Annotated in this window: 27 protein-coding genes; 16 read left to right on the plus strand and 11 right to left on the minus strand. The window is 48.1% G+C overall.

Annotated elements, in window-relative coordinates; translation table 11 throughout:
- Nucleotides 1–45 precede the first annotated feature (45 nt).
- Nucleotides 46–639, minus strand: a complete 594-nt coding sequence (locus KNO73_RS08915) for an FMN-binding negative transcriptional regulator (RefSeq protein WP_078147615.1) — start codon at nucleotides 637–639, stop codon at nucleotides 46–48.
- A gap of 71 nt (nucleotides 640–710) precedes the next feature.
- On the opposite strand from KNO73_RS08915, the gene KNO73_RS08920 reads away from it, so the two are divergent.
- Entirely contained in the window at nucleotides 711–1,376 is a 666-nt protein-coding gene (locus KNO73_RS08920) for a haloacid dehalogenase type II (protein ID WP_214686197.1), read from the plus strand.
- On the opposite strand, the gene KNO73_RS08925 is transcribed toward KNO73_RS08920, so the two are convergent.
- Together KNO73_RS08925 and KNO73_RS08930 are read right to left on the minus strand one after the other, a co-directional pair.
- Complete coding sequence (locus KNO73_RS08925) at nucleotides 1,373–1,885, minus strand: GNAT family N-acetyltransferase (protein ID WP_215112356.1); 513 nt, start codon at nucleotides 1,883–1,885, stop codon at nucleotides 1,373–1,375. The two genes, KNO73_RS08920 and KNO73_RS08925, sit on opposite strands and share 4 nt — an antisense overlap.
- 15 nt (nucleotides 1,886–1,900) lie before the next feature.
- Entirely contained in the window at nucleotides 1,901–2,353 is a 453-nt protein-coding gene (locus tag KNO73_RS08930) for a MarR family winged helix-turn-helix transcriptional regulator (protein ID WP_215112357.1), read from the minus strand.
- A gap of 115 nt (nucleotides 2,354–2,468) precedes the next feature.
- Between KNO73_RS08930 and KNO73_RS08935 the strand changes: the two genes are divergently transcribed.
- Both KNO73_RS08935 and KNO73_RS08940 read left to right on the plus strand, forming a co-directional pair.
- Nucleotides 2,469–2,825 (plus strand): DUF2200 domain-containing protein, encoded by a 357-nt coding sequence (locus KNO73_RS08935; RefSeq protein ID WP_012727286.1) that lies wholly within the window; start codon nucleotides 2,469–2,471, stop codon nucleotides 2,823–2,825.
- Complete coding sequence (locus KNO73_RS08940; RefSeq protein WP_215112358.1) at nucleotides 2,822–3,271, plus strand: DUF1801 domain-containing protein; 450 nt, start codon at nucleotides 2,822–2,824, stop codon at nucleotides 3,269–3,271. The genes KNO73_RS08935 and KNO73_RS08940 overlap by 4 nt, the downstream gene beginning before the upstream one ends.
- Before the next feature lie 18 nt (nucleotides 3,272–3,289).
- Here the strand turns inward: KNO73_RS08940 and KNO73_RS08945 are convergent, their stop codons facing one another.
- Complete coding sequence (locus tag KNO73_RS08945) at nucleotides 3,290–4,984, minus strand: methyl-accepting chemotaxis protein (protein WP_215112359.1); 1,695 nt, start codon at nucleotides 4,982–4,984, stop codon at nucleotides 3,290–3,292.
- A 219-nt stretch (nucleotides 4,985–5,203) separates the two neighbouring features.
- On the opposite strand from KNO73_RS08945, the gene KNO73_RS08950 reads away from it, so the two are divergent.
- Both KNO73_RS08950 and KNO73_RS08955 read left to right on the plus strand, forming a co-directional pair.
- Complete coding sequence (locus KNO73_RS08950; protein WP_215112360.1) at nucleotides 5,204–5,845, plus strand: TVP38/TMEM64 family protein; 642 nt, start codon at nucleotides 5,204–5,206, stop codon at nucleotides 5,843–5,845.
- A 129-nt stretch (nucleotides 5,846–5,974) separates the two neighbouring features.
- Nucleotides 5,975–7,507, plus strand: coding sequence for a methyl-accepting chemotaxis protein (locus KNO73_RS08955; RefSeq protein WP_215112361.1), 1,533 nt, complete (start codon nucleotides 5,975–5,977; stop codon nucleotides 7,505–7,507).
- 38 nt (nucleotides 7,508–7,545) lie between these two features.
- Here the strand turns inward: KNO73_RS08955 and KNO73_RS08960 are convergent, their stop codons facing one another.
- Nucleotides 7,546–8,403, minus strand: a complete 858-nt coding sequence (locus tag KNO73_RS08960) for an SDR family oxidoreductase (RefSeq protein ID WP_214686215.1) — start codon at nucleotides 8,401–8,403, stop codon at nucleotides 7,546–7,548.
- Between the two features lie 146 nt (nucleotides 8,404–8,549).
- Here KNO73_RS08960 and KNO73_RS08965 point away from each other — a divergent pair, with 146 nt between their 5' ends.
- The 3 genes from KNO73_RS08965 to KNO73_RS08975 all read left to right on the plus strand — a co-directional run bounded on the left by KNO73_RS08965 (nucleotide 8,550) and on the right by KNO73_RS08975 (nucleotide 10,262).
- Entirely contained in the window at nucleotides 8,550–8,978 is a 429-nt protein-coding gene (locus KNO73_RS08965; protein ID WP_214687516.1) for an Rrf2 family transcriptional regulator, read from the plus strand.
- Between the two features lie 117 nt (nucleotides 8,979–9,095).
- Entirely contained in the window at nucleotides 9,096–10,013 is a 918-nt protein-coding gene (locus KNO73_RS08970; RefSeq protein WP_159562943.1) for a TerC family protein, read from the plus strand.
- A gap of 87 nt (nucleotides 10,014–10,100) precedes the next feature.
- Complete coding sequence (locus tag KNO73_RS08975) at nucleotides 10,101–10,262, plus strand: hypothetical protein (RefSeq protein ID WP_159562944.1); 162 nt, start codon at nucleotides 10,101–10,103, stop codon at nucleotides 10,260–10,262.
- Between the two features lie 45 nt (nucleotides 10,263–10,307).
- Here the strand turns inward: KNO73_RS08975 and KNO73_RS08980 are convergent, their stop codons facing one another.
- Complete coding sequence (locus KNO73_RS08980; protein WP_214686217.1) at nucleotides 10,308–11,024, minus strand: peptidoglycan DD-metalloendopeptidase family protein; 717 nt, start codon at nucleotides 11,022–11,024, stop codon at nucleotides 10,308–10,310.
- 200 nt (nucleotides 11,025–11,224) lie between these two features.
- Nucleotides 11,225–11,701 (minus strand): DUF305 domain-containing protein, encoded by a 477-nt coding sequence (locus tag KNO73_RS08985; RefSeq protein ID WP_074035791.1) that lies wholly within the window; start codon nucleotides 11,699–11,701, stop codon nucleotides 11,225–11,227.
- Between the two features lie 168 nt (nucleotides 11,702–11,869).
- On the opposite strand from KNO73_RS08985, the gene KNO73_RS08990 reads away from it, so the two are divergent.
- From KNO73_RS08990 to KNO73_RS09000, 3 genes are read left to right on the plus strand one after another with little or no spacing between them, the layout of a single operon-like run.
- A complete protein-coding gene (locus KNO73_RS08990) occupies nucleotides 11,870–12,208 on the plus strand; it encodes a UDP-N-acetylmuramoylalanyl-D-glutamate--2, 6-diaminopimelate ligase (protein ID WP_012727304.1) in 339 nt (112 codons plus the stop codon).
- A 25-nt stretch (nucleotides 12,209–12,233) separates the two neighbouring features.
- Nucleotides 12,234–12,908, plus strand: a complete 675-nt coding sequence (locus tag KNO73_RS08995) for a response regulator transcription factor (protein ID WP_215112362.1) — start codon at nucleotides 12,234–12,236, stop codon at nucleotides 12,906–12,908.
- Nucleotides 12,905–14,314: a sensor histidine kinase gene (locus KNO73_RS09000; protein WP_168169874.1), complete on the plus strand. Its 1,410-nt coding sequence runs from the start codon at nucleotides 12,905–12,907 to the stop codon at nucleotides 14,312–14,314. Before KNO73_RS08995 ends, KNO73_RS09000 begins: the two co-directional genes overlap by 4 nt.
- 17 nt (nucleotides 14,315–14,331) lie before the next feature.
- Here the strand turns inward: KNO73_RS09000 and KNO73_RS09005 are convergent, their stop codons facing one another.
- Both KNO73_RS09005 and KNO73_RS09010 read right to left on the minus strand, forming a co-directional pair.
- A complete protein-coding gene (locus KNO73_RS09005; protein WP_214686224.1) occupies nucleotides 14,332–15,276 on the minus strand; it encodes a F510_1955 family glycosylhydrolase in 945 nt (314 codons plus the stop codon).
- Nucleotides 15,277–15,334: 58 nt separating this feature from the next.
- The gene (locus KNO73_RS09010; RefSeq protein WP_215112363.1) at nucleotides 15,335–17,347 is read right to left on the minus strand and encodes a heavy metal translocating P-type ATPase; all 2,013 of its coding nucleotides are present in this window, start codon (nucleotides 17,345–17,347) and stop codon (nucleotides 15,335–15,337) included.
- Nucleotides 17,348–17,477: 130 nt separating this feature from the next.
- On the opposite strand from KNO73_RS09010, the gene KNO73_RS09015 reads away from it, so the two are divergent.
- From KNO73_RS09015 to KNO73_RS09035, 5 genes are all read left to right on the plus strand, one after another.
- On the plus strand, nucleotides 17,478–19,007 hold the full coding sequence (locus KNO73_RS09015) for a multicopper oxidase family protein (RefSeq protein ID WP_251024882.1): 1,530 nt from the start codon (nucleotides 17,478–17,480) through the stop codon (nucleotides 19,005–19,007).
- A 155-nt stretch (nucleotides 19,008–19,162) separates the two neighbouring features.
- Nucleotides 19,163–20,308 (plus strand): sensor histidine kinase, encoded by a 1,146-nt coding sequence (locus KNO73_RS09020; RefSeq protein ID WP_214686231.1) that lies wholly within the window; start codon nucleotides 19,163–19,165, stop codon nucleotides 20,306–20,308.
- 213 nt (nucleotides 20,309–20,521) lie between these two features.
- Nucleotides 20,522–21,610, plus strand: a complete 1,089-nt coding sequence (tnpB, locus tag KNO73_RS09025) for an IS200/IS605 family element RNA-guided endonuclease TnpB (RefSeq protein WP_078147634.1) — start codon at nucleotides 20,522–20,524, stop codon at nucleotides 21,608–21,610.
- Between the two features lie 215 nt (nucleotides 21,611–21,825).
- On the plus strand, nucleotides 21,826–21,969 hold the full coding sequence (locus KNO73_RS09030; RefSeq protein WP_026825140.1) for a hypothetical protein: 144 nt from the start codon (nucleotides 21,826–21,828) through the stop codon (nucleotides 21,967–21,969).
- 91 nt (nucleotides 21,970–22,060) lie between these two features.
- Nucleotides 22,061–23,146 (plus strand): GGDEF domain-containing protein, encoded by a 1,086-nt coding sequence (locus KNO73_RS09035; protein ID WP_078147635.1) that lies wholly within the window; start codon nucleotides 22,061–22,063, stop codon nucleotides 23,144–23,146.
- A 38-nt stretch (nucleotides 23,147–23,184) separates the two neighbouring features.
- Here KNO73_RS09035 and KNO73_RS09040 read toward each other — a convergent pair whose 3' ends face one another.
- Both KNO73_RS09040 and KNO73_RS09045 read right to left on the minus strand, forming a co-directional pair.
- Nucleotides 23,185–23,889 carry a glycerophosphodiester phosphodiesterase gene (locus KNO73_RS09040; RefSeq protein WP_215112364.1) on the minus strand — a complete coding sequence of 235 codons (705 nt, stop codon included), beginning with the start codon at nucleotides 23,887–23,889 and terminating at the stop codon, nucleotides 23,185–23,187.
- Nucleotides 23,861–25,168, minus strand: coding sequence for an ABC transporter substrate-binding protein (locus KNO73_RS09045; protein WP_214687529.1), 1,308 nt, complete (start codon nucleotides 25,166–25,168; stop codon nucleotides 23,861–23,863). Before KNO73_RS09045 ends, KNO73_RS09040 begins: the two co-directional genes overlap by 29 nt.
- Nucleotides 25,169–25,174 lie beyond the last annotated feature (6 nt).

The following is a 25,174-nucleotide window of genomic DNA, read 5'->3' on the forward strand; positions in this document are numbered from 1 at the left end:
TCGATATAGAAAAATGAAAAAACCTGTCGTTTTAGGACAGGTTTATTAGGACTTTCGATGTTGTCGCATGACGTCCGCGATCGGTTCATCTTGTTTTTCAAGCTCCGATACGATCCGTTCATGGTCCACGTCGTTTCGGTTTTGGCTTAACTTGAACGTCGCCTGCATATCGGTGATGTCGATCCGAAACCCGACGACGCCGTTCATTTGTCGCTTCACCGGTTCGGATAATGCATCCCAACGCACCGCATGCTCGCGTTCCCCTTCATGCTCTTGGAGCAATCCTGAAAGTTCCTCCACTAATTCTTTCTCATTGAGAATCGTCGCACGTCCGTACACGTGTACGGCTTGATAGTTCCATGTCGAAACGTCCTCATGGCCGTACCAGGACGCCGACACGTAAGCGTTTGGTCCTTGAAAGATGACGAGAACGGTTTGATTTTCAATCGTTCGCCACTGCGGATTCGCTTTCGCAATATGCGTCGTCAGTTGACCATTCGCCTCATCGAATCGTAACGGGACATGTGTCGCAATCGGTTTGTCCCCATCATGTGTCACGATCGTACCGAACGGATGGGCATGGAGAAACGCGTAAATCTCAGCTCGCTCTGTGACGGAATATTGAGTTGGAATATACATGTCGAACCCCCTTTCTCCTATTATATTCTGAACAAGACGGGTATAACGACACAGAAGGAGGGATGTTATTTATGAAACCAACGATTAAAGCCATCGTCTTTGACGTATACGGCACCTTATTCGACGTCCATTCGGTGAAGGATGCCTGTGAACAAGAGTTCCCTGAAAAGGGAGCAGCCATCAGTCAAGTGTGGCGGACGAAACAACTTGAGTATTTCTTTTGGCGGCACATGATGGGACGCTATGAAGATTTCGATACAGTGACCCAGGACGCACTCCGTTACGCATTAGCCGTGCATGACGCACCATTCACAAAGGAAATCGAACAACGTCTGACTGCATCGTATGCGCACCTCACCCCGTATAAGGAGATCGAATCGGTCCTAAAAGAGATGAATGACGTGAAGACCGTCATTCTCTCAAACGGGACGGACGAGATGCTTAAGGCACTGCTTCACAACGCCGGTCTTAGCGATTACTTCGATGAGGTTGTCAGCGTCGACGGCATCAAACAACCGAAACCGACGCCTGCCGCCTATATGCACTGGTTCAAGACGTCTGGTCTTCGTCGTGACGAGGTGCTCTTTTTATCGTCGAACGGTTGGGACATCGCCGGGGCGAAAAACTTTGGCTTTCATGCGGCCTGGATCAATCGGAATGACTTACCATTTGAAGCATTTGATATAGAACCAGATGCCATCTATCCGAACTTAAACAACTTGTCAGAATGGCTTTAGTCCGTGAACGACTTCATGAAAATGAGGTCGTTTTGTGCATCTTCCCCCATGAAAAAGGTGTGCACCCCCGTCTGTTCGAACCCGTTTCGTCGATAGAATCGAATCGCTCTCTCATTACGTTCCCATACGCCGAGCCACATCTTTCGCTTGTGTAGCTCCTTCGCCAATTCAGTCGCCTTAGTAAATAACGCTTTCCCCACCCCGTGACCTTGAAACGCTTCGAATACGTAAATCCGTTCGATTTCAATCGTATCGGCGCCCATCGGTTCAGATTGAGCATCGCGTACGTTCACTTTCAAATACCCTGCCAACTCGCCATCTACATACGCAAAGTAGAAATGAGAGTCAGGGTGTGCCAACTCTCGCTTCAACTGCTCAGTCGCGTACGTTTTTTCTAAGTAAGCGTTCAAATGCTCTTCTGTGTTGTGACGTGCGAACGTCTCCGTAAACGTCTGGATGCTAATGTGACGTAAGGCTTTTACGTCTGTCACCTTCGAGATTTCAATCATGTGGTCTCGCTCCTCTCAGTATTCTCGATGCTTGCCTTTCTTCACTTCGGCCCAATCTATCTCCACATTGTTTCGTACTTTTTTCAAGAGGCGTAACAACTCTTCACTTTCTTGCTCGTCGAGTCCTGATAACGCGACCGATGTAGAATATTCATGTTCCCGAATGATGAGCGGGTACAATGTCTCGCCCTTCTGCGTCACGTATAACCGTTTGATTTTCTGGTTCTCTAAATCTGACCGTCTCTCAATCCATCCCTCTTGCTCCAGTTTCTTGATGGCACGTGCGGCGGTCGTCCTGTCTACCTTAATCAACTCTGCCAGCCGCTCTTGAATGATACCTGGGTGTTCAAAAATCCTAACGACGTACAAGTACTTCCCTTTTTCTAAACCGAGTGCCTTAAATTCAATGTTGCTGATTGAATCGAGGGCACGCGCAATCATCCCGATTTCTCGTAAATGGTCATGCATTATGAGACACCTCTATCTCTTTGTTGCAAATGCAACAAAACACTTTATATAAGCGTATCGTAATTTGTGAGAGAATGGAAGTAAGAATTTTCGCTAAGAAGGAGATGAATGAGAGATGGGTCACCGAATCTATACGACGAGTTTCGCGAGCGTTTATCCACTCTACGTCGCCAAAGCCGAACGCAAAGGACGGACGAAGGAAGAAGTCGATACCATCATCGAATGGTTGACCGGTTACGATGAGACCGGACTCGAACGTCAGATAGCCAATCAAGTCGATTTTGATACGTTTTTCGCTTCAGCACCTCGTCTGAATGAAGACCGCGCCCTCATCAAAGGTGTCGTCTGTGGGGTCCGTGTCGAGAACGTTGAAGAACCACTCATGCGTGAGATTCGTTATTTGGACAAACTCATCGATGAGTTGGCAAAAGGAAAGAAAATGGAGAAGATTTTACGAGGAGGTGAATCATGATGGATGTGACAGCACTCGTCGACGAGGCACGGCTCGATTCATTTATTCATCTGCTCGAGGTCATCGATGATCATTTACCTGGCGGATTTGAAAAAACGACGGACGGACATGGTGTCCATTACGTCGTTCCACTCGATCGATATCCGTCCGGGTATCATGTCACACCGGGGACGCCACTACCGTTTATCAGTGTAATCGCGCAAAAGCGCCATGTCGGACTGTATCACATGGGCATTTACGCCGACCCTGAATTACTCGCTTGGTTCGAACGGGAGTATGCGAGTCGTGTCCCGACGAAACTTGATATGGGGAAAAGCTGTATCCGTTTCAATAACGTGCAGCGAATCCCGTTTGACTTGGTCGGAGAACTCGTCAAGAAGATGACTGTCGAGGAATGGATTCAGCACTACGAAGGACAACGAGATAATAAAAAAGAGTCCGACTAATTTTCGGACTCTTTTCATTTACACAGTAAATCGATTCGTCATCTCTCGCATCTCATCCGCCATATTCGATAATTCTTGAGCGGCTGCCGTAATTTCTTCCATTGATGCCATCTGTTCTTCAGTAGCTGCTGATGTGTTCTCCGTTTCTGTGGCAGTCGATTCAGTAATTCCTTGAATCTCATTCACAGAGTTCAACACTTCTGTCGCTCCCGCCGCCATTTCTTGTACAGCACTGGACACTTCTTCTATTTGTTGCCCGACTTCTTCAATGGCCACTTTAATTTCATCAAACGCAACACCTGTCTGCCGCACGTTCGTCACACTCTGTCCCATATCACCTTCTACGACATGCATCGTCTCTACGGCATGCTTTGTTTCTGTCTGTGTGTGATGAATTAGAGAGGAAATTTGTTTGGTCGCATCGGCTGATTCTTCCGCAAGTTTTCGTACTTCTGCAGCAACGACTGCAAACCCACGTCCCTGATCTCCTGCGCGCGCTGCCTCGATTGCTGCATTTAATGCAAGTAAGTTCGTTTGCTCTGCAATTCCTGAAATGGTCCCACTGATTGTACCAATCTCTTGAGAACGAGTATTAAGCTGCTCAATGACTTGTTGCAACGTCTTCACTTTTTCATTCATCGCTTCAAGCTGATGTTCAAGCGTTTCGATTAGCTCATTCCCTGATTGTACTTTGTCCAATGCCCCTTCCGATAATACAGTCATCTGTTGAGCACGATCAGAGACTTGGTGAATGCCATTCGTCAATTCTGAAAGGGTACCATTTGAAGACTTGACCCGTTTCAACTGATGGAGTGAACCCGAAGCGATTTCTTCCATCGTCACAGCTACCATCTCTGTCGCTTTTGTCGTTTCTTCTACGTTATTTTTCAAATCGTCCGATGAAGTCGCCACACGCCCAGCAGTCGAAGTCACTCCACCAATCAACTCTCGTAAACTTTCTTTCATCTGATTGAATGACTGTGCGAGCGCCCCGATTTCATCGCGTGATGTGTATGTGCTATTGACTGTCAAATCCCCTTCACCGGCACGACTCATCAATACGTTCAATTCTTTCACCGGACCAACCACAAGGCGCGTGATGTAGATGCCTAATCCAATTGAAAGCGCAGCTCCCAAAATGACAAGACCCCAAAAGATAAACACAGCACGCTCTCGATCAGACCGCATCGTATCACTGGCCGTTTCCGCATCCACATTCAACTGATCCATAACTTCTTTCGCTGTCTCAACAAGCGCAAGTCGAATTGGTCGTAATTCTGTTCCATATTGTCGGTAAGCAGATTCATTTTCATTTCGTAATGCAGGTTGCAATACGACGTCTATGCTTTCCAAATATGCGTTCGTCTCCTCATTCAACTTTTCGATTCGACTCATTAATTCAGGATCTTCTGTCGAAATCGAATCATTTAATACTTCGAGATCGGTAACCATACTCTCTCGACGCTCTTCAATATTTTTTTGTAACTCTTCATTTCGAGCACTTTCGGTCGTCAACATTAGTTCTAACAAGTGACTGTCGATTGCACGATTATCGGTTCTCAACTGTCCAATGGCACGAATCGGAATCAATCTCTCTTCGTATATCTTTTCTCCGGCATCAGCCATTCTTCCAATCAACACATGGCTTAACATTGAAATCATGACGAGTGTCACAACGAATAATGAAATCAATACAGTAAACTTCTTAGACATGCTTAAATTTTTTCATCATTTTCCCTCCTATTCTTTTTATCGAATCGAATTTGTGAATAATGAAGAAATACTTAAAATGTATTGACCTAAGTTTCAATTCGAATAGCTGCCTCTTTGCTCCAGCTCGTTACACCTTTTGTAAGCCGGCTCGCATTTGTATTGCGTTGAGATGCAGTATACTAACATCAGATAATTACGGTTACGAAAGGAGCGGACAACTTGCCACGACCACTCAAACTCACACTCTTTCTTCTAGTGTTTGGATCTTTGTTCTATATCACCCATTTCCACTATAAATTGCGTCCGTCTGACATCCGGGACATCGTCTTGTCATTCGGATTTTTGGGGCCACTCTTCTTTATTTTCCTTTATGCCATCGGTCCGGTCGCATTTTTACCAACATCCGTGCTGTCACTCGGAGCCGGACTCGCATTCGGCGTGTGGCCAGGTGTCCTCTATATCATCATCGGCGCGACTGCTGCCGCGACGACCGGGTACGTGATGGGGCGCTTTTTCGGTCGATCGGTCATCAATGTCGACCGCTATCCATGGTCAGAGAAACTGTTCACTCAAATGGAACGTCGTGGCTTTTTATATGTATTTGTCCTCCGGCTCATCCCGCTCGTCAGTTTCGACTTACTCAGTTATGCCGGCGGAATCTCACGTGTTCGCTTCCGTGCCTTCGTACCGGCGACCGTGCTCGGCATGATTCCAGGTACGTTCGCCTACAGCTTCCTCGGGGCGAGCCTCGCCTCAGGCAGTGTCACTACGATTTTCATCGCCGCGCTCGTCTTCGTCGGCTTGATTGTTGTGACGTACATCTTCCGAGAACCGGTTAAAAAATGGCTTGGATTGAATTGAAATTTTATGAGGGAGAGCTTTATGCTCTTTTTTTGTGCCTTGAACATGTAATCCGTATAAACTTCTATACTATTCATCCGATATGTATAGAGCTACAACAAATGAACACGAGAATGTGAGGAAAGAATGATGAGTTTGATTAAAAGAAATCAGTTGATGTTGTTGACGACGTTATTGATTGTGATGACGTCGGTTGTTGTCCATTTGCTACATCGTTTCACGGACTTTGCCTATGCGTATACGATTCTGCGAAACGGTGCGGACGGTTACGTGTACTCCGGAGTAACATGGGTCTTGTTCGCCCTTCCAATCCTCTTCTTTGGGATGATGATCGTCACCTCGAAGCGAGAATCCGTAGCATTTCCTTATTGGATGATGCTGACACTCACCTTCGCAAGCATCTCGACCGTTGCTGGAGGACAAGGACTTGTTGAATATCACTTCTCCATTTTTGTCGTCTTGGCGATTTTGTCGTTTATGCGTCGCATCGACTTGATTTTGTATAGTGCCGGAATCTTTGCTGTGCAACATCTAGTCGGATACTTTTTAATCCCTGAGATGATTTGTGGAACGAGCGACTATCCGTTCAGTTTACTACTCGTCCATGCCGTGTACTTGATTCTTCTGAGTGTTGTGCTTGTCGCGCAAATCCACCTCCGTAACAAAGAGACGCAACATGCCGAAACACAGGAGCAAGAAACACGACAGTTGTTACAACAAGCGATTCATGATGTCAGCGCCCTCGTTCAATCGTTAAACAGTCACGCCGAAGAGCTTGAATCCGCTGCTAACCAGTCTCTTGAATCTGGTGAGCAAATCGCTGTCACGGTCGATCCGATTGTCGCGCATGCTTCATCTCAACAAGCCTCCATGGTACAAGGCGCAGATGAAATTCACTCAATCCGTTCTTTGACAGCGCTCATTCAAGAACGAATGGCTCAGACGGCCGCAGCGTCCTCGCGTATCGCCAAAGATGCCCTTGCCGGGAACAAAGACATGCGACTGATGGAAGCAAAAGTACAAGAAATCATCACCGAGTCGGAACAGCTCGACCGGATTGTCGCGACAATGTCGAATCGTTCAACCGAAATCCAAGAAATCTTGCAACAAGTCGGTTCAATCAGTGAACAGACGAACATGCTCGCCTTGAATGCATCTATTGAAGCGGCTCGTGCCGGTGAGGCTGGACGAGGATTCGCTGTTGTCGCCTCCGAAGTCGGGAAACTCGCTGTCCAATCGCGTGAATATGCATTCGAGATGACCCGAGTCCTCGGTGGATTGATGGAAGATACGACCGTCGTATCCAAATCAGCGCATCTTTTCAAACAAGCGACCGAAAACTGTCAAACGGTCACGAACGATGTGACGGCTGTCTTTGGCCGTCTTACAGAAGATGTATCAGAAATCGACGAACAAATCGCTTCAATTCAAGAGACGCGCCAGCGGGTCACGACACAGATGGAAACACTCGAAACACGACTTGAATCGACGAAATATGCGGCGAATGAACTTCAACAACAGATTCATCATGTTGCCGCAGCAACGGAAGAGCAAGTCGCCATCCAAAAAGAACTCAGCTCGATGTCGGACCGACTCGCGCTAACCGCGAATTCGCTTGAAAACGTGACTTCTCAACTCGAGGATCACGCCACTCGCGCCTAACACAAATGCCCTCGACCACTTGGTCGAGGGCATTTTCCTTATCGGCCGAGCAATTGACGAATTCCTTCTTGAAGAGGTGTGACCGGGCGTCCGAGAACCGATTCGAAGTCACTCTCATGAATTTCGAGCGTTCCTTGACGAATGCTTCGCTGAATCCCCACAAGAATCGCAACGACTTCCTCTGGCAACCCAGCCCCGCGCATCGTCTCTTCGTATGCCTCGAGACTCAACTCCTGCATCATCACTTCACGACCTAACACTTCACTGAGTGCGTCTACAAGATCTTGCTGGGTATGAAGTGGTCCTGATAGTTCGTAGATCACATGATCCTGTTGTTCTTTCAACAGAACATTCGCTGCGGCTTCCGCATAATCTTGTTGTAGAGCCCAACCGACTTTACCGTCCCGAGCCGCCGTGATCCATGGCGCCCCGTCAATTACCGCTTGAATGCTTGATAACTCGTTTTCTAAGTACCAGTTGTTCCGTAAGAACGCATGTGGAATACCGGACTCGACAATCGCTTCCTCTGTGACGACATGTGGAGGTGCCATCAAGTTCTCACTGTCTGTCGCATCGGCTAGACTCGTGTAGGCAATGAATGAAACACCTGCCCGTTTCGCCGCCTCAACCGCGTTCGTATGTTGACGAATCCGCGTATCGTTATCGCCATCTGCCGAGATGATCAAAAGACGCTCAACACCTTTGAACGCTTCATCGAGTGTGTCCGGCTGATCAAAATCACCATGTCGCACATCAACGCCACGCTCTTTAAGAGACGCCGCCTTCTCCGGATTCCGTACACTTACAGCGAGCTCACTCGCATCAATCGACTTGAGTAGTTCCTCTACAATTTTCGAGCCGAGTTTCCCCGTTGCTCCTGTGACTAAATATTTCATTCTTTTTCCTCCCCTAACCTGTAATCGAATCAGTTACCTGTAATTATGATAATTACAGGTAACTGATTTGTCAATTATTCTTTCCCTGTTATACTAAGCATGTAACAAAGTTGTTTACATCTATAAAAACCGAAAGGGAGATATTTATGACAATCAGTAGTCGTTTTTCGGTTGCCATCCACATGCTGACTCTTGTTGCGCTTTCACCACCAGAAGTGATTTCATCAGATTTTTTAGCGCGGAGCGTAAATACAAACCCTGCTCTTATTCGAAAAATCATGGCCATGTTAAAAAAAGCAGAATTGATTCAAGTTAAACCAGGTGTTGCTGGTGCAATTCTTACTAAACCACTAAACACCATTTCACTTCTTGAAATTTATCAAGCCGTTGCTGTCGTCGAACCAAATGAACTGTTCGGAATTCATGATCAACCAAATCCGGCTTGCCCGGTCGGAAGAAACATCCAAGCAACGATTGAGCCCATTTTTATAACAGCTCAATCCGCCATGGAACGAGTCCTAGAGCAAGTTATGCTTGCAGATGTTGTACAAAACATTGAACAAAGTATAGATTGAGGAATAAACAACCACTCCTTTTCGAGTGGTTGTTTATTTTTACGCTTGACTTTGAGTTCTTATGAACTTAAATTAAATATATAGAAGTTCATATGACCTTAAAAGGAGGAGTTGTTGTTGACCCTACTCATCGGGTTCTTACTCATCGTCATCTTCATGCTCGCACTTGACCTCGGGGTGTTCCACCGTAAAGCGCACGAAGTCTCGCTCCGCGAAGCATGGACATGGACGTTTGTCTGGATTGGGATTGCCATCGCATTCGGAGGATGGTTGTTCTTCACGCAAGGAAGTACAGCCGCAACGGAATATGCGAGCGTCTACTTTATCGAAAAGGCACTCGCGATTGATAATGTCTTCGTCTTTTCACTTGTTTTTGCCTATTTCGCCATCCCACTCAAGTATCAACACAAGGTACTGTTCTGGGGGATTCTCGGAGCGATTTTCTTCCGCGCTGTCTTCATCGTCGCTGGCGTATCCCTTTTAGAAAACTTCGGTTGGGTCTACTACGTGTTCGGAGCGTTTCTCGTTTATACAGGGTGGATGATGTATAAGAATATCGGGAAAGACGAGTCACTTGAAGAAAACAAGACGATTCGTTGGCTCGAGCGACGCCTGCCCATCACACAGGATATCTCATCCGGGAAGTTCACGAAGCGCATCAATGGGAAGTTGTTCTTCACGCCACTCTTCATCGCGCTCATCTTTATCGAATTGTCGGATATCGTCTTCGCTGTCGATTCGGTCGCTGCAAGTTTCGCGTATTCACGTGACCCCTATATCATCTTCTATGCGAACATCATGGCGATTCTCGGACTTCGTAGCCTCTACTTCGTCCTCGCCAACTTGATCGACCGCTTCTACTATTTGAAACACGGTCTCAGCTTCATGCTCGTCTTCATCGGGGCGAAGATGATTTTCGGTGATGTGTACAAAATGCCGATTTGGATGTCTCTTGGAACCATCGTTCTCGTCATCCTGATTAGCGTCCTCTATAGTTTCTACAAAACGAAACCTGGTTCGTCTAAACACGTATAATGAATCAATCAGTCCATTTCGTCGGTGTTCTTTCTTTGAAAATCGGGTAATCATTGAGGTGCACAACTACAGAAAAGGGGATTCAATATGTTTGATCGGATTGGCCTCATGAGTATCGGTCTCGTCTTCGGGATCATCCTTATGTTACTTTTCAATAATCTATTCGGATTGGTGTTCGGTATCGTCCTTGGTGTCAGCTTCATCGCCGCCAACCAAATCGAACGAAACAAACAAACAACATGGCATTAATCAAAAAGCACGCGCTCCCATTGTTTGAGAGCGCGTGCTTTTATGTCAAAACATTGTATACGGATTGATACTGTTAGCAGGAGATGAACTGCTATACACATAGCTGTTCCGATGCACTTCGAAGTGGAGATGATTCCCGAACGAGTTACCGGTATTCCCCACCGTTCCAATCGTTGCTCCTTTTGCTAGCGTCTGTCCTGTGACGACATTGAGACGATCGAGGTGTGCATATACTGTGATGTATGTTTGTCCGTTCAACTGGTGGCTCATCATGATGTGGTTACCGTAAGCCCCATAGTTCCGAGAAACGATGACTTTTCCATAAGCGGCTGACACGACCGGTGTTCCTCTTGGAGCAGCCAAGTCGATACCGTTATGGAACGTATAACCGTACTGCCCGCTCGCCGGACCATACTTTTGTGTCAACGTCCCTTTTGTCGGGATGATCATTTTCGCAGCCGATGTGGTTGAAAGCGTGGAGACACTGTACTTCTTCACATATGTACTGGATACGTAGCGGGATGTCCCGTTGAAATTGATTTTTGTCCATCCCCCGCTCACGCCGAGATATTTGAAGGATTGTCCCAACTTCGCACTGCCGACGATTGCATACGTCGTGCCCGGACCCGAACGGACGTTTAAACTGTTAGTCGTGACTTTGACATAATACGTGGTAGCAGCTTCAGCCGGGGTACCTGTCGGAGTGAAGATTCCGACTGTGAGAAGAACGGCACAGAAGAGAGAAAGCATCTTTCGTTTCATGATGTGGTAAATCCTTTCAATTATGTATTTAAATTTTTATTTTTTTATATTATCTAACTGAAAAAATTTTACCACCAAAACGAACCGACAAATATGTCATTTATATTTCAAATAAAGGAAGACAAATTATAACTTACTTTCTTTATTTTTCCTTTTCAACATACAAAAAATGCACAGCCGTTTTCGACTGTGCATGTCTGTTACTCACGATTTTCCTCGGCGTTCTCCTCTTCATCCTCTAAATCTTCAATCAATCGCTTCATCTCTTCAATTTCACGGCGCTGTGCCTTGATGATTTCTTCAGACAATTCTTTCACGCGTGGGTCTTCAATTTCAGCGCGTTCACTTGTCAAAATGGCAATCGAGTGGTGAGGGATCATCGCTTTCATCCAACTGACATCATCGACGGTCGTCTGGCTACGTACGAGCCAAAGCGAGGCACTGAAGACGAGAGCACTGACCCCTAGGATGATAAAGTTAACTGTTTTGTTCTTATACATCCCCCACATGAAGAGAAGCATGACGAACGCCATGACCGATCCCATGATGAGTGCCATGTACAACCTCGTCTGACTAAAGAAGATATGATTGAACTGAAACACGTTCAAATACATGAGCCAATACATAATGAATGTCGAGACCGCAATCATGATTCCAAATTTACCGTACTGTTTCATCTTATTCATCCTTTCTTATTGTGCGTATAAAAACTCTTTTACCTACTTCTTCTATACTCAAACCCGCCTATTTCTCGGTCTAATCGTACTCTTAACGCTTTTCACTTCTTTTTCACAAACATCGGGTACACTAGTGAAATTGAGTTCATGCAAGGAAGGAGAACGATGATGCAAGAGCGGACATTGCGTGACGTACTGGCAACACTTGATTCTGTTTTATCTTGGTCTTATCTCGATCACCCGGAAGAAATGACAATTCGCGGAATCGGAACGACACCAGAAAAAATAAATAAAATGTTTTTATATATATGCAAGCGCCCAATCAATGAACGTGGCGTCGATTTAGTGAGGGCCGCCATCCGAAATGGTGCAGTAGCCATCGTCACGGATCGACCGATTGACGCGAGAGTACCCGTCATTTACTGTCGAGACGTCGAACGCGCACGTGAACAACTACAGACTCTTTTCGCCATGGAAGGAAATCACGCAAAGCACACGGAACGATAATAATAAGAGGAAGGAGGAATACAAGATGAAGATTCTCATCGTAGACGATGAAGAAAAAATGAGACATTTGATTCGTTTGTTTCTTGAGAGCGATGGGTATGCTTGCATCGAGGCAAATGATGCCGATTCCGCACTCGATAAGATTGAAGAGCGACCGGACCTCATCCTTTTAGATATTATGATGCCGGAAGTGGACGGCATCTCACTTTGTCGTCAGTTGAAAACGATGGATCCGGCATTACCCATCGTCTTGTTGACGGCACGTTCAGACAACGAGACCACCATTCAAGGGCTAGATGCCGGAGCGGATGACTACGTCACCAAACCGTTCGATGGAAATGTGTTTCTCGCTCGAATTCGAGCCGTCCTGCGAAGAAGTCGGGTCGTTAACCTACAATACGGTCCACTCCGTTACGATGAAGAGAGTGGGCGCATCTTATATGAAGAACAGGAAATCATTCTGACGCCAAAAGCAACAGCCATCTTGAAGCTATTTCTTCAGCACCCGAATCGTTTGTTCAATCGCTTAGATTTGTATGATCTCGTCTGGCCGTACTCTGCCGAATCTGACCCCCGTACAGTCGATGCACACATACGCATGATTCGAGAAAAGTTAGGGGACGCAGGCTTTCCAATCGATGATTATTTGAAGACGGTATGGGGACGTGGGTATCGATGGACCGAGGAGCGTTCCGGATGAGACGCAGTCGTAATAGCTTACCGTTCCGAATCAGCCTCGTCTTCCTGTTGTCTACGTTGTTGATAGAAGGAGTCTTATTCTTGCTCCTTTACCACACACTACTTGGGGAACGCGTGACAGAAGAAGTCCATCGATTAGAATCACGGGCTGAGAGTCATGCGAATGTATTGGCGATGAACTTTTCCGAAGAGACAATCGGTCATGTGGCTACCATGGAAAGTGAGACGGACACAAAAGTTGCCATCACTGACCCAGCACATGATCTTCTTCAAACGTCCCGTTCTTTTCCACAGGTACTGGTCGATACCGTCGAAACGAAACGACGTGCAGGTCCATTCGATGATACGACTGTTCTAGAGGACGACTGGGAAAACGAGCCGTATTTAAGCGTTCGTACGCCGATCACGGATGATCTCGATACACGGTATGGGTACGTCTACATGTTTTTACCGACTGAGATCATTCATGGAATCAGTCATCGCCTTCAGTTGCGATTTCTGTATATCACGACCATCGCACTGGTGACGACCGTGCTGACCTTCATCCTGCTGAGCCGCCTCATTTCGAAACCAATTCAGTCACTGAAACAAGCGACCGAGAACGTACTGACGAATCCCGATAACCTACAGCTACCAACGAATCGCGTTGACGAAATCGGTGAGTTGGCTCGCTCCATCGAGGCCATGTCCGTGGAGTTGGCTCGCTTACGTCGCGAACGACATCAATTTTTGTCCGATCTCTCACATGAAATCAAGACCCCTCTCACTTATTTGAGGGGATATGCCGAGATTGCTTCGAAAGAAAGCACACCCGAACCGCTACGCAATCAATCCATCCAGACAATTTTAGATGAGAGTCGTTCGCTCACAGAACTGGTGGAAAATGCGTTTCAATTGGCTCAACTCGACGAAAACACGTTCTTGTTACATCGAGAAGAAGTTTCTGTCACGACGTTTTGTGAGGATTTACGACGAATGCTCGATACGATGTTCCGAATGACGACGATTCGGTTCGCTGCTTCTCCGAACATAGAACAAGTAGACATCACGCTCACATTGGATCGACATCGCATGCTTCAGGTCTTCCGGTCCATTGCCCACAACGCGATTCAGCATAGTGAGGCGACACATGTTTCACTTCATTCTAATACTTCAGACGCTTATCTCGTCTTGACCATCACTGACGACGGAAAGGGAATTCCTGAAGAAGATCTCCCACACATTTTCGACCGTCTGTACCGTGTTGAAAAATCACGATCTCGTCAAACTGGTGGAAGCGGACTCGGACTCGCCATCGCCAAGCAAATCGTCACACGGCATGGTGGGACGTTGACGGTATCTTCGGATACAACAGGTACCTCGTTCACCGTCGCCCTACCACTCAGCAAAAAGACGCCTCTCCAGTAATGGAAAGGCGTCTTTCGTCAGTCGAGTTCACCTGCATCAAGTTGTGTCTGCCACTTCTCGTCTATGAGCTCATATACGCTATTGTCAGATGTGATGAGCAGCATGCGCTCCTCTTTGATCGCCAATTTAATCGGCACAGCATCCGCTTCAAACTCTGGAAGATCGAACGTCTCTGTAGACTCATCGTCTAGATTGAAACGAACCCCTTCGAAAGAACCATCTGTCTGTCGTACGTATGCCAACTGCCCCTCATCCGCTCCGACCGTAATCACCTGTTCTGATTCAACGAGTGGCTCGAACGAATCTCCAAAGTCCTTCGAAACGAGGATACCGGACGGTCCGTATAAGAAGACCCGCTCCGCTTCCGTCGCGTCGGCGACAATCCCTGCCACCTGCTCACCCTCTACCCCAGATCCTCGCATCGACTCGAACGATCTTCCGCCATCGTCCGAACGATAGAATCCAGGTTCTAGCTCTGACGTCGCTTCCTCAAGGTAGACGTACAACATTTCCGTCGCATAACCCGCACTCATGTAATGAAAGTCTGCCTCTCCCTCCAGTGCCCGTACGTCTAATGTCATGCCATGGTCTTTCCCGTATAACACACCGAGTGGATTTTGGAAGTCGGTACGTCGGTCGGGATGACCACTTGCATAAAATCCATCCTCGACGAGTTCGAATCCCATATAGTCATGACGATTCGTCGGAAGTGTATACCAGCCATCTTCACGATATTCCATTAATCCGGCATGCGTCGCGATGACAAGACGTTCGTCGTCTTGCCAAAATCCAGCTCCGTGGATGTGGGAGACCGTTTCATCGGATCCCACACGTTGCCACTCGTCTTTTGTAGTTGTCGTCACATTCTCGGATTGACTCGTGTCCGACGGTGCGTCTTCTGTTCCACACGCCGACAGGAGCAGTGGAGTCAGGAATAGTGATAGCATTAACGTTCGTTTCATCTCGATCCCTCCATCATTAGCATCCCATCTAGCATACTGACTAAAGGTGAAAGAAATGTTAAATCTTCAAAAGTCGAGCGTTGATTGCGACAATAACTGTGCTTAAACTCATCAAGACGGCACCGATGGCTGGGGACAAGATGATTCCAATCGGAGCCAGAACGCCTGCAGCAAGCGGGATGGCGACGATGTTATACCCGGCTGCCCACCACAAGTTTTGAATCATCTTACGATACGTGTTCTGTGAAAGCTCCAAAATCGATAGGACATCTTTCGGATTACTGCGGACGAGGACAATATCTGCCGTTTCGACGGCAACGTCTGTCCCGCTCCCGATTGCGATGCCGACATCCGCTTGTGCTAAGGCAGGTGCGTCATTGATTCCATCTCCGACCATCGCTACTTTGCTGCCATCTTTTTGGACGTCTTTCACTTGGTTCGCCTTGTCGTCCGGTAATACTTCGGCATACACGTCATCGATACCGAGCTGACCCGCGACCCAATGCGCGACCTTCTCGTTGTCACCCGTCAACATGATCGAGCGAATGCCTTTTTCATGAAGTGCCTCGACGGTCTCTTTCGCTTCTTCCCTCACCAGATCGGCCATCGCAATCATCCCGACCCATTCTCCGTCTTTCAAAACAAAGACGACGGTCTTTCCTTCTTCCGAGAGTCGTGCAAACGTCTCCTCATCAATTTGAATGTGTTGATCGCGGATATGTCGCGGACTGACGACTTGTATATGCGCACCGTCAACCGTTCCTTCCAATCCGACACCTGTCATCGAACCGAAGTCGTCGACAGCCGCCAGTTTCAATTCCCGTCTCTCGGCTTCTCTTAAAATCCCTTGCGCGAGAGGATGTTGCGACTCACGCTCAACTGCTCCTGCGAGTTGCAACACGTCTTCCTCCTTATAAGGCGAGTTCGCCTGTATGTCCGTGACGCCGAAATTCCCTTCCGTCAGCGTACCGGTCTTATCGAAAATGACGGCATCGAGTCGACGCGCCTCTTCAAATTGAGTCCGATTGCGGATGAGAAGACCTTGTTTTGCCGATAATGCTGTCGAGACGGCGACGACCAGGGGTGTCGCCAGTCCAAGTGCATGGGGACATGAGATGACCATGACCGTTACCATCCGTTCGATCGCTGTCCCGACTGAGTAGCCGAGCATGAACCAGATGGTGAACGTGATGACCCCAGCGGCAATTGCGATATAGAACAAATATTTTGCCGCCCGGTTCGCCAGATTTTGAGCCCGCGACTTCGATTTTTGTGCCTCACTCACCAATTCAACCACTTTTGACAAGTACGTACTTTCTCCCGTACCAATCGTTTCAATCGTCAAACTCCCTTCTTGGTTGATCGAACCCGCAATGACATCTTCACCTTCTGTTTTTTCGACCGGTACCGATTCGCCGGTTAACATCGACTCGTCGATGGTTGTTCGTCCTTTGATGATTTTCCCGTCCACGGGTACCTGCTCCCCCGGTTTGACGAGGATTCGGTCTCCTTCCTTCAGTTCAGAGATAGGAACGTCTTCCGTTTCTTCCCCATTGATGCGATGCGCTTCGTTCGGTAGAAGCTGCACGAGTTGTTCCAACGCGTTCGACGCTCCCATGACAGAACGCATCTCAATCCAATGGCCGAGTAGCATGATCACAATCAATGAAGCGAGTTCCCAAAAGAAGTCATGTCCGCTTCCATAGCCAAAGACGACAGCTGCACTATAAAAGTAAGCGACGCTGATCGCCAAGCTAATAAGCATCATCATGCCCGGGCTACGCTCTCTTAACTCTTCCACACTTCCTTTTAAGAACGGCCACCCGCCGTATACATACACAATCGTCGCCAATACAAATAAGATTGTCTTTTCAAACGGAAAATCGAGTTCAAACCGCAGCCATTCTTGAATCATGTCCGATAACAATAAAATCGGAATCATCAGCCCGAGCGATACGAAGAAACGTCGTTTGAAATCGTCAATCATATGCTCGTGTCCGTGTCCGCCATGATGAGACTCGTGACTCTCCTCATGATGTCCATGGTGTTGATCGTGTGCATGTTCCATCATTCATCCTCTCCTTTACACGGATTGTATACCTCTATTCGGTATGCGATTAAACAGATTTGGACTTTCATGTTTCTTTCACAATTAGGTGGTACAACAAAGTGAGGACTGAACAATGAAGGAGTGTTATAGCATGAAATCGAAAGGAATATGGTTTCTGTTGACGGGGATTTTAATTGGAGGCATCCTCGTTTTACTAATCGTCCTTTTCAACGGGACATGGAACCATAACAACAATATGGACCAAGATCATATGATGGGAAACGATTCGGCAACGGGTCAGATGGATGATCACATGATGGGTGATAATGGAATGGGTGGCAATAACGGACCGATGGGACACGGAGCGATGCAAGAGCTCCAAGCAACGGATGAACCGACACAGCCGCTTCCGATTCCGACTGCCTTACAGCCAAATCGTGTCACGGGAGACACGGTCTACTATACGGTGGAAGCAACTAAAGGCACGTCACAATTTTTCAAAGACGGCAAGAAATCGGAAACGTTCGGCTATAATGGAGACTTACTCGGACCAATGATCGAGTTACCGAAAGGAAAAACAGTCGTAATCGATACCATCAATCGATTGGATGAACCGACAACGTTCCACTGGCACGGACTCGTCATCCCTGCCGACATGGACGGGGGACCTCATCAGACCGTCGCACCAGGTGAACAGGCACAAGTTCGACTCGACATCGATCAAGAACCTAGTACACTGTGGTTCCACCCCCATCCGATGGGATTGACAGCCGAACAAGTTTATAAAGGGCTCGCCGGTCTTCTTTATGTGACCGACGATGCACAGAACGGTCTCCCGAATGAATATGGAGTCGACGACATCCCGCTCATCGTACAAGATCGACTCTTCACGCCGAACGGTGAGTTGGATTATGATGCCCATATGAACGTTGATGGAACGACGGGGGATACCATTCTTGCGAATGGAGCCATCAACACGACGTTCGACGTTCAAACCGAGACGTTACGAGTGCGACTAGTCAACGGTTCGAATGCGCGCGATTTTGATTTTACGTTATCTAACGAGGCCGAGATGACGCAGATTGCGACAGACGGAGGGCCGTTAGAACGCCCGATTCCCTTAGAGACCCTCACGTTGACACCAGGTGAACGGGCCGAGGTACTGATTGATTTTTCACAAGTTGAAGATGTCGCCGCCTTAAAAGCGGACGGGGTGACATTCACCACGTTTCGTGTCGGTGAACTTGACAAGGCGTCCATTAAGATTCCGGTGACCGAAACGATGGAGCGCTTGACAGATGAGACAGCAGACCGCCGCCTCACCCTTTTTGGAATGGGTAACATGGTTTCAATCAACGGAAAGACCTATGATCCGGAGCGTATCGACATCGAAGCGAAACGCGGAGACACCGAGGTATGGGAAATTGAAAATAAGCCGGATATGATGGGTGGGATGACACATCCTTTCCACATCCACGGCGTCCAGTTCCGAGTCATTAGTCGAGACGGCAACCCACCATCCGATCAGGAAAAAGGGTGGAAAGATACGGTAGCCGTCGCTCCGGATGAACGAGTAAAGATTGAAATCACCTTCACGAAAACCGGCACATTTATGTATCATTGTCACATCCTCGAGCATGAAGAAAATGGGATGATGGGACAAGTAAACGTGACCGAATGACCGACACCTCTCTGTTCTATCAGCGGAGAGGTGTTTTGTATCCGTCCTGATTTCGATACGTTTCTGCTAGGACTATTGCCTGTATAGGGATTCCTTCTCAAATGTCGTATACTAGTTGTGAATGCATGTACAAATGTTCGCGAGGAGGTAGGTCCATGCGCCGATTCCATAGGATTAGGCAGAAACGCTCCGCTCGTCAAAAACAGCAACGCCATACGTTCTCCATCGCTTCCATCGTGGAAGAAGTACAGGATGCGATGTGTTATATCGATTTCTCAAGATGTCGTCTGTATTCGAATGATTCTCTTCGGCAATGGTACCCTTCTATGACAACACAATCTTTTGACACATTGGAAACATTGACTCGTTATGTATATACCATGTTGGAACGGCATGGGGCGGATTCCGCACAAGTCATGCACCTCATCCAGGAATTGCTCGAATGTGCGACCGAAACGGATCCAAGGATGACTTCACGTCGTCTGCGTTCTAATGACAAGACGCTACATTTGATTTTCAACTTCACGCGGACACCACGTGGCGTTTTCATCATGTGGCGCGACCAAACGGAAGCCGTCCGCTTTGAAGAACGTAAAGACAGTTTCCTTGCCGAACTGTCTCATGATTTCCGCACGCCATTGACTGCCATCCATGGATATACGGAGCTACTCATGACACGCCATCAAGGTTCGGAAAAATCGTATCAGATGCTAACACAAGTCAAACAAGAATCGGAACGGCTGGAGCGGCTCGTCGATAACTTCCTCGATTATCAAAAAGAACGATACACGGCTGATCAACTGACCGTGACGACGTTCGCACTCCGTCCTCTTTTGGAGGATGTCATGTCGAGCTATCAGACGACCTCCTCGCTTCATACGGTGACGTTTGAAACGAATGATGTCTTGATTCAAGCAGATGAAGAAAAGTTACGGCAATTGCTCCATAACCTCATTGGTAACGCCATCAAGTACTCTCCTGATGGCGGGACGGTCCATACGAGCGTATTTGAAAGTGCTGGCACGGTAACTTTATCTGTATCCGATACCGGGATTGGGATTCCAGAAGAAGCACTTCCCTACGTATTTGATGAATATTACCGTGTCGAATCCGCCGCCCACCAAGCCATAAAAGGAACAGGTCTCGGTCTACGAATCTGCAAACGAATTGCCGAAGCCCACGGTTGGGTAATTCATGCGGACTCGGTATACGGAGAAGGCACCACCTTTACAATCGAGCTTCATACCAGACAGAGCTGTCCATTGCTGCCATCCCCTAAACATTCGGTTTCGTTCGACTGATTTAACTAAATCAGGCGAGAATTTTCCCTCCTCTAAGCGTCTCGGGGCGTAGCCCAGCGTAGGTGGGAGATGAATCGCCCGGTCCAAAACTCTTCTCCCCCTGTGACAGATGTGACGAACAAAAGTTCGTGATTCCGTCAGATTCTCCCTTCCTTCCATGGGTATTGGATGAGGAGGACACATCATGATCTTCTGAAGGGAGGATGGACGGACATGCTGAAAGGCTATAAATATAGGCTCCACCCAACGCCGGCACAGGCCGAGTTCCTCATCAAGACGATCGGCTGCGCCCGGTTCATCTACAACAAGCTGCTCGAGGACCGCATCGCCATCCGCGAGGAGGCGAAAGCGGGGAGTGGAACGAGACGGAAACCGGCGACACCCGCCTCCTACAAGCCCCTGTTCCCGTTCCTCGCCGAGGTGGACAGTCTCGCGCTCGCGAACGCGAAGCTGAATCTCGACACCGCGTTCGCGAAGTTCTTCGCCGGGACGGGCGGCTTCCCGGCCTTCAAATCGAGACGGCGGTCGCGCGCCTCCTACACGACGAACAACCAGCACGGCACGATCCGCATCGAGGACGGCAAGGTGAGACTTCCTAAAATCGGCTTCGTGAAGTTCGAACAACATCGCTCGTTTGAGGGCGTCATCCGGTCGGCGACGGTGTCGATGACCAAGACGGGCAAGTTCTTCATCTCCCTCCTCGTCAAACAGGACGATGCACCATGGATCCCAGCCGAGAACAAGGTCGGGATCGATCTCGGTTTGGAGCACTTCGCCGTCATGACGAACGATGCGATGGTCTCGGAGAAAATCGAAAACCCACGTCTCCTTCGTAAGTCCGAGGCGAAGGTCAAGAAGGCGCAACGGGCGCTGTCGCGAAAGAAGATCGGAAGCAAGAATCGTGAAAAAGCCAAATTACTTTTGGCCAAGAAACACGAAAAGATCGCCAACCAACGCAAGGACTTCCTTCACAAACTGTCGAGACGGATCGTTGACGAGAACCAAGTCATCGTCGTGGAGACATTGAAGTCGGAGGACATGATGCAAAACCATAAGCTCGCCAAATCGATTGCAGATGTCAGTTGGTACGAGTTCGTCCGGCAACTCGAATACAAATCAAACTTCTACGGACGGACGCTCATCAAGGCGGATCAATGGTTCGCATCCACTCAAATCTGTTCCACTTGCGGTGTAAAAGGCGAGAAGAAGGCGATGGATGTCCGTGAATGGACGTGTGCCTGTGGCGCGCATCATGACCGTGACATCAACGCGAGCATCAACCTGTTGATGTTGGCAAACTAAAACGAATTCCTTCAGGGTGGGAACCACCCGACGAGCTTGGTAAACAATCGTGGCTAATAAAAGTACGGTCTTCCCAAGAAGCTCCCACTTCAATTTGTGAAGCAAATAAGTGGTGAGTAGTTCACTCGGTCGAACGTTTTTGTCTTACCTCAATTTGAGAATGAAGTGTCTACCTTTTGGGAATAAAGAAGTGTCGAAGAGAGGAGGAAATGAAGATGAAACAACGTGGCTACTTATCGATTCCCGTCGCCGTTGTATTCGCCGTCGTTTTCGGGCTCACCCTCGATAATTGGTGGCTCGGCATTGGAATTGGCATCGCTATGTTTTTTGCGTTTCGAGGAACAAAGAAGAAAGCGTGAAAAGATAATGAACATTTACACACCTTCAGATTGACAATTATTTGAAGACTGCTACCGTTAATGTATAGTCTATCGAAAAGGTCGTGAAGGAATGACGCTCACCGTCTTGTTGCTCAATGCTTGTGTCGCATTCACCGGATTTTATATCATCTCGAAGATTTATCATTCTTCGCTTTTTAATTCGTACCGTCTTCGTAGTTCTGTGATTGGAATACTCGCCGGTGCACTCGGTCTGTTTTTGATGTATAACGCCGTAGAAGCTAACGATATGGTCCGTGTGGATTTACGTCACTTACCGCTCGTGTTGCTTGCTTTTTATGGTGCTCGTTTTCCTTTATTCATTGCGACACTTGTCATCGCCAGTACACGATTTTTGTTCGGAATGACCGAGCAGGCCGTGATTGCGTTTATCGCGACGTTCATCGTCAGCATCGGGATGCTCTGGATTCATCGGCTGCTTCGGGAGCGACTCTTCTTACAGAGTATCTTTTTGAACGTATGGGCGCTCTTCATTATTTCGATTGCCGTCTATATCAATATGGGTTGGAGCACAGCCTATGTATCCCTCGTCTTGTCCATTTGGATGATTGGCATGCTCGTCGGTCTACTCTCGAGTATCCTCACCATCGATTTAGAACAGACGACCCGCCGTGCCATCGAGTACAAACAGTCGTCTGAACGAGACCATTTGACCGGTCTATACAATCGACGTGTGTGGGATCGATATACGGCTTCCATCGGGCAAGAGAATCGGACGTACAATGTACTCGCGCTCGATATCGATCATTTTAAACATGTGAACGATACATATGGTCACGGAAACGGTGATCTCGTCTTACAACAGTTCGCCAACATCTTAAAAGTCGAGACGCGTGCCCATGACACTGTCGCACGAATCGGTGGCGAAGAATTCGTCATCTTGATGTACGATTTGACGCCAGAGAAGGTAGACAAAGTGGCCAACCGGATACGAGAACGGATTGCTGCTGAACTATTCCACTTGAACGATTTTCCACCGATTCAAATCACGACGTCTGTCGGGGTCGCACACGGGACCTCGCTTCCCATCAAGCGGATGGTCGATCTTGCGGATTCGGCGCTCTATCAAGCAAAACATGAAGGGCGCAATCAAGTTGTTGTCTCGACCTATGACACACCACAACCGATCATGACATGAACAAACCCCGCTTCAAGTGAAAGCGGGGTTTGTTGTACTCATTTTGTAAACCGTTCAACCTCATCTGTCATGATGGCCGAAACCGCTATCAGGGGCAGGTCCTTCACATCGTTAATCGTGTAGAGCCGTGTCTCGAGCGTCGTCTGTTGTATCTGATCCCATGCTTTCGAACCGATAAATGCAGGCTGGGCGTGAATCGCCTCGGCCCGAATCGTTTCAGCGAACGAGACGGTGTCCGACTCACCCGTGAGTGTCAACACTGCAAGCCGGGCGACTGGTGCCACATCTCGCATTCGGACGAGCGTTTCACGATTGAATGAGGAGAACACGACACGGTCACCGAGTTCAAACTCGTCAACAGCAAACCAAGCGAGACGTTCGATCCCTGGATACGCATATTGATCCGTCTTCAATTCGATGTTCAGGGTGACGTTGCTTCGTTCAATCAGTCCGAGCACCTCTTCTAACGTTGGGATGCGTTCATAGCCGTCAATCTTCAACTGGCGCAACTCCTGAAGCGTCATGTCTTTCACCCATCCCGTTCCATTTGTCGTCCGGTCGACGGTTTCGTCATGAATGACGACGAGACGCCCGTCCTTCGATAGCTGTACGTCCAGCTCGATTCCGTCCACATAGGGAAGAGCTGCCTCGAACGCGGACAATGTATTTTCCGGGTAATTGGCGCTATAGCCGCGATGTGCGTAAATCAACATGTCACTGCCCCAAGGTGGAAGTTGTCTCATCGGCCGCACGCTTCAATGCTTCTTCGACCGACACCCCTTGATACAAACTTTCCATCGCGTTGACGACACTTTGACGTGATTGCGGGAACGTCGAGATGAGCGCTCCTTGTGTCGCAGGTGATGGTTTCGTCTCACTGAGTTGGTCGACCGTCACTTTCAGTTGTGGATATTTCGCCCACATTTCTTTTACGATCGGTTCATTGTATGCTTCCGGATTGATGGCGAAGTAGCCTGTGTCAACATGCCACTGTGCTTGCGCTTCCGTTGAAGCGACATACTTCATGAACTCCCATGCGCCTTCTTTCGTCTCTTCGGCAATGCCATCACCCATCCAGAGCGATGCCCCGCCGATGACGACGCCTTGACGCTCCGCTTCAGTCGGTACCGGTAAGTACGATGCGCCGATTTCAAAGTCCGCGTTGTCTGCTACCGTACGGATTCCTGCTGACGAATCAAGGTACATGGCAACTTTTCCAGATTGGAATGCCGCGCGCATGTCGTCCCAGTTTTGACCGACGTTTAGGAATGTCTTCTCATCGTACATCTCTTTGATGAGATTGAACGCGTTCTGTCCTTCTTCGCCATCAAACACGGCTTTCGTCGGGTCTCCGCTTCGTCCATTGTCATTGTCGACATACAGTCCACCTTGTGCGGCCAAGAGCTGTTCAAAGAACCAACCGTAGTTGAGCATCGTGAAGCCGGTCTGACCGTCCGTTGTCAACTTCTTCGCCGCCTCTTTCAACTCGTCATATGTGCGTGGTGCTTTCTCTGGATCGAGCCCTGCTTTTTCAAACGCCTCTTTGTTATAGATGAGGATCGGTGTCGAAGAGTTGAACGGCATCGAGTATTGCTTCCCATCGACCTGATAATAACTCAAGATGTTCTCTTCCCATACGCTCGTGTCAAAATCCTCTTTGTCGATGAACTCTTGAACTGGTGTGATTTTGTTCGAATCGATCATGTATTTCGTCCCGACCTCGAACGTCTGCATGATGGCTGGCGCGTCTTCCGAACCGGCGACCGCATTGAATTTCGTCAACGCTTCCTCATATGTTCCTTGGAAGACCGGTTTGACTTCATAGTCGTCTTGCGAAGCGTTGAACGCATCGACTTGACTGTTTAAAGCCGTCTCCAAGTCCCCACTCATCGCATGCCAAAAGACGACCTCTGTCTTTCCGTCTTCTGTCGTCGCCGCGACTGGTGCCGCTTCTTCACTGCCACATGCCCCGAGTAATAACACCGAACTTGCCAACCCTGCGAATAATCCTAACTTTTTCATTTGTCA

Source organism: Exiguobacterium sp. s83 (assembly GCF_018617095.1).
In the GTDB taxonomy this organism is placed as follows: Bacteria; Bacillota; Bacilli; order Exiguobacteriales; family Exiguobacteriaceae; genus Exiguobacterium; species Exiguobacterium profundum.

Coding starts and splice junctions, on each gene's coding strand:
- KNO73_RS08915 (WP_078147615.1), bottom strand. CDS start 639: ATGTATATTCCAACTCAATATTCCGTCACAGAGCGAGCTGAGATTTAC.
- KNO73_RS08920 (WP_214686197.1), top strand. CDS start 711: ATGAAACCAACGATTAAAGCCATCGTCTTTGACGTATACGGCACCTTA.
- KNO73_RS08925 (WP_215112356.1), bottom strand. CDS start 1,885: ATGATTGAAATCTCGAAGGTGACAGACGTAAAAGCCTTACGTCACATT.
- KNO73_RS08930 (WP_215112357.1), bottom strand. CDS start 2,353: ATGCATGACCATTTACGAGAAATCGGGATGATTGCGCGTGCCCTCGAT.
- KNO73_RS08935 (WP_012727286.1), top strand. CDS start 2,469: ATGGGTCACCGAATCTATACGACGAGTTTCGCGAGCGTTTATCCACTC.
- KNO73_RS08940 (WP_215112358.1), top strand. CDS start 2,822: ATGATGGATGTGACAGCACTCGTCGACGAGGCACGGCTCGATTCATTT.
- KNO73_RS08945 (WP_215112359.1), bottom strand. CDS start 4,984: ATGTCTAAGAAGTTTACTGTATTGATTTCATTATTCGTTGTGACACTC.
- KNO73_RS08955 (WP_215112361.1), top strand. CDS start 5,975: ATGAGTTTGATTAAAAGAAATCAGTTGATGTTGTTGACGACGTTATTG.
- KNO73_RS08960 (WP_214686215.1), bottom strand. CDS start 8,403: ATGAAATATTTAGTCACAGGAGCAACGGGGAAACTCGGCTCGAAAATT.
- KNO73_RS08965 (WP_214687516.1), top strand. CDS start 8,550: ATGACAATCAGTAGTCGTTTTTCGGTTGCCATCCACATGCTGACTCTT.
- KNO73_RS08975 (WP_159562944.1), top strand. CDS start 10,101: ATGTTTGATCGGATTGGCCTCATGAGTATCGGTCTCGTCTTCGGGATC.
- KNO73_RS08980 (WP_214686217.1), bottom strand. CDS start 11,024: ATGAAACGAAAGATGCTTTCTCTCTTCTGTGCCGTTCTTCTCACAGTC.
- KNO73_RS08985 (WP_074035791.1), bottom strand. CDS start 11,701: ATGAAACAGTACGGTAAATTTGGAATCATGATTGCGGTCTCGACATTC.
- KNO73_RS08990 (WP_012727304.1), top strand. CDS start 11,870: ATGCAAGAGCGGACATTGCGTGACGTACTGGCAACACTTGATTCTGTT.
- KNO73_RS08995 (WP_215112362.1), top strand. CDS start 12,234: ATGAAGATTCTCATCGTAGACGATGAAGAAAAAATGAGACATTTGATT.
- KNO73_RS09000 (WP_168169874.1), top strand. CDS start 12,905: ATGAGACGCAGTCGTAATAGCTTACCGTTCCGAATCAGCCTCGTCTTC.
- KNO73_RS09005 (WP_214686224.1), bottom strand. CDS start 15,276: ATGAAACGAACGTTAATGCTATCACTATTCCTGACTCCACTGCTCCTG.
- KNO73_RS09010 (WP_215112363.1), bottom strand. CDS start 17,347: ATGATGGAACATGCACACGATCAACACCATGGACATCATGAGGAGAGT.
- KNO73_RS09015 (WP_251024882.1), top strand. CDS start 17,478: ATGAAATCGAAAGGAATATGGTTTCTGTTGACGGGGATTTTAATTGGA.
- KNO73_RS09020 (WP_214686231.1), top strand. CDS start 19,163: ATGCGCCGATTCCATAGGATTAGGCAGAAACGCTCCGCTCGTCAAAAA.
- tnpB (WP_078147634.1), top strand. CDS start 20,522: ATGCTGAAAGGCTATAAATATAGGCTCCACCCAACGCCGGCACAGGCC.
- KNO73_RS09030 (WP_026825140.1), top strand. CDS start 21,826: ATGAAACAACGTGGCTACTTATCGATTCCCGTCGCCGTTGTATTCGCC.
- KNO73_RS09035 (WP_078147635.1), top strand. CDS start 22,061: ATGACGCTCACCGTCTTGTTGCTCAATGCTTGTGTCGCATTCACCGGA.
- KNO73_RS09040 (WP_215112364.1), bottom strand. CDS start 23,889: ATGAGACAACTTCCACCTTGGGGCAGTGACATGTTGATTTACGCACAT.
- KNO73_RS09045 (WP_214687529.1), bottom strand. CDS start 25,168: ATGAAAAAGTTAGGATTATTCGCAGGGTTGGCAAGTTCGGTGTTATTA.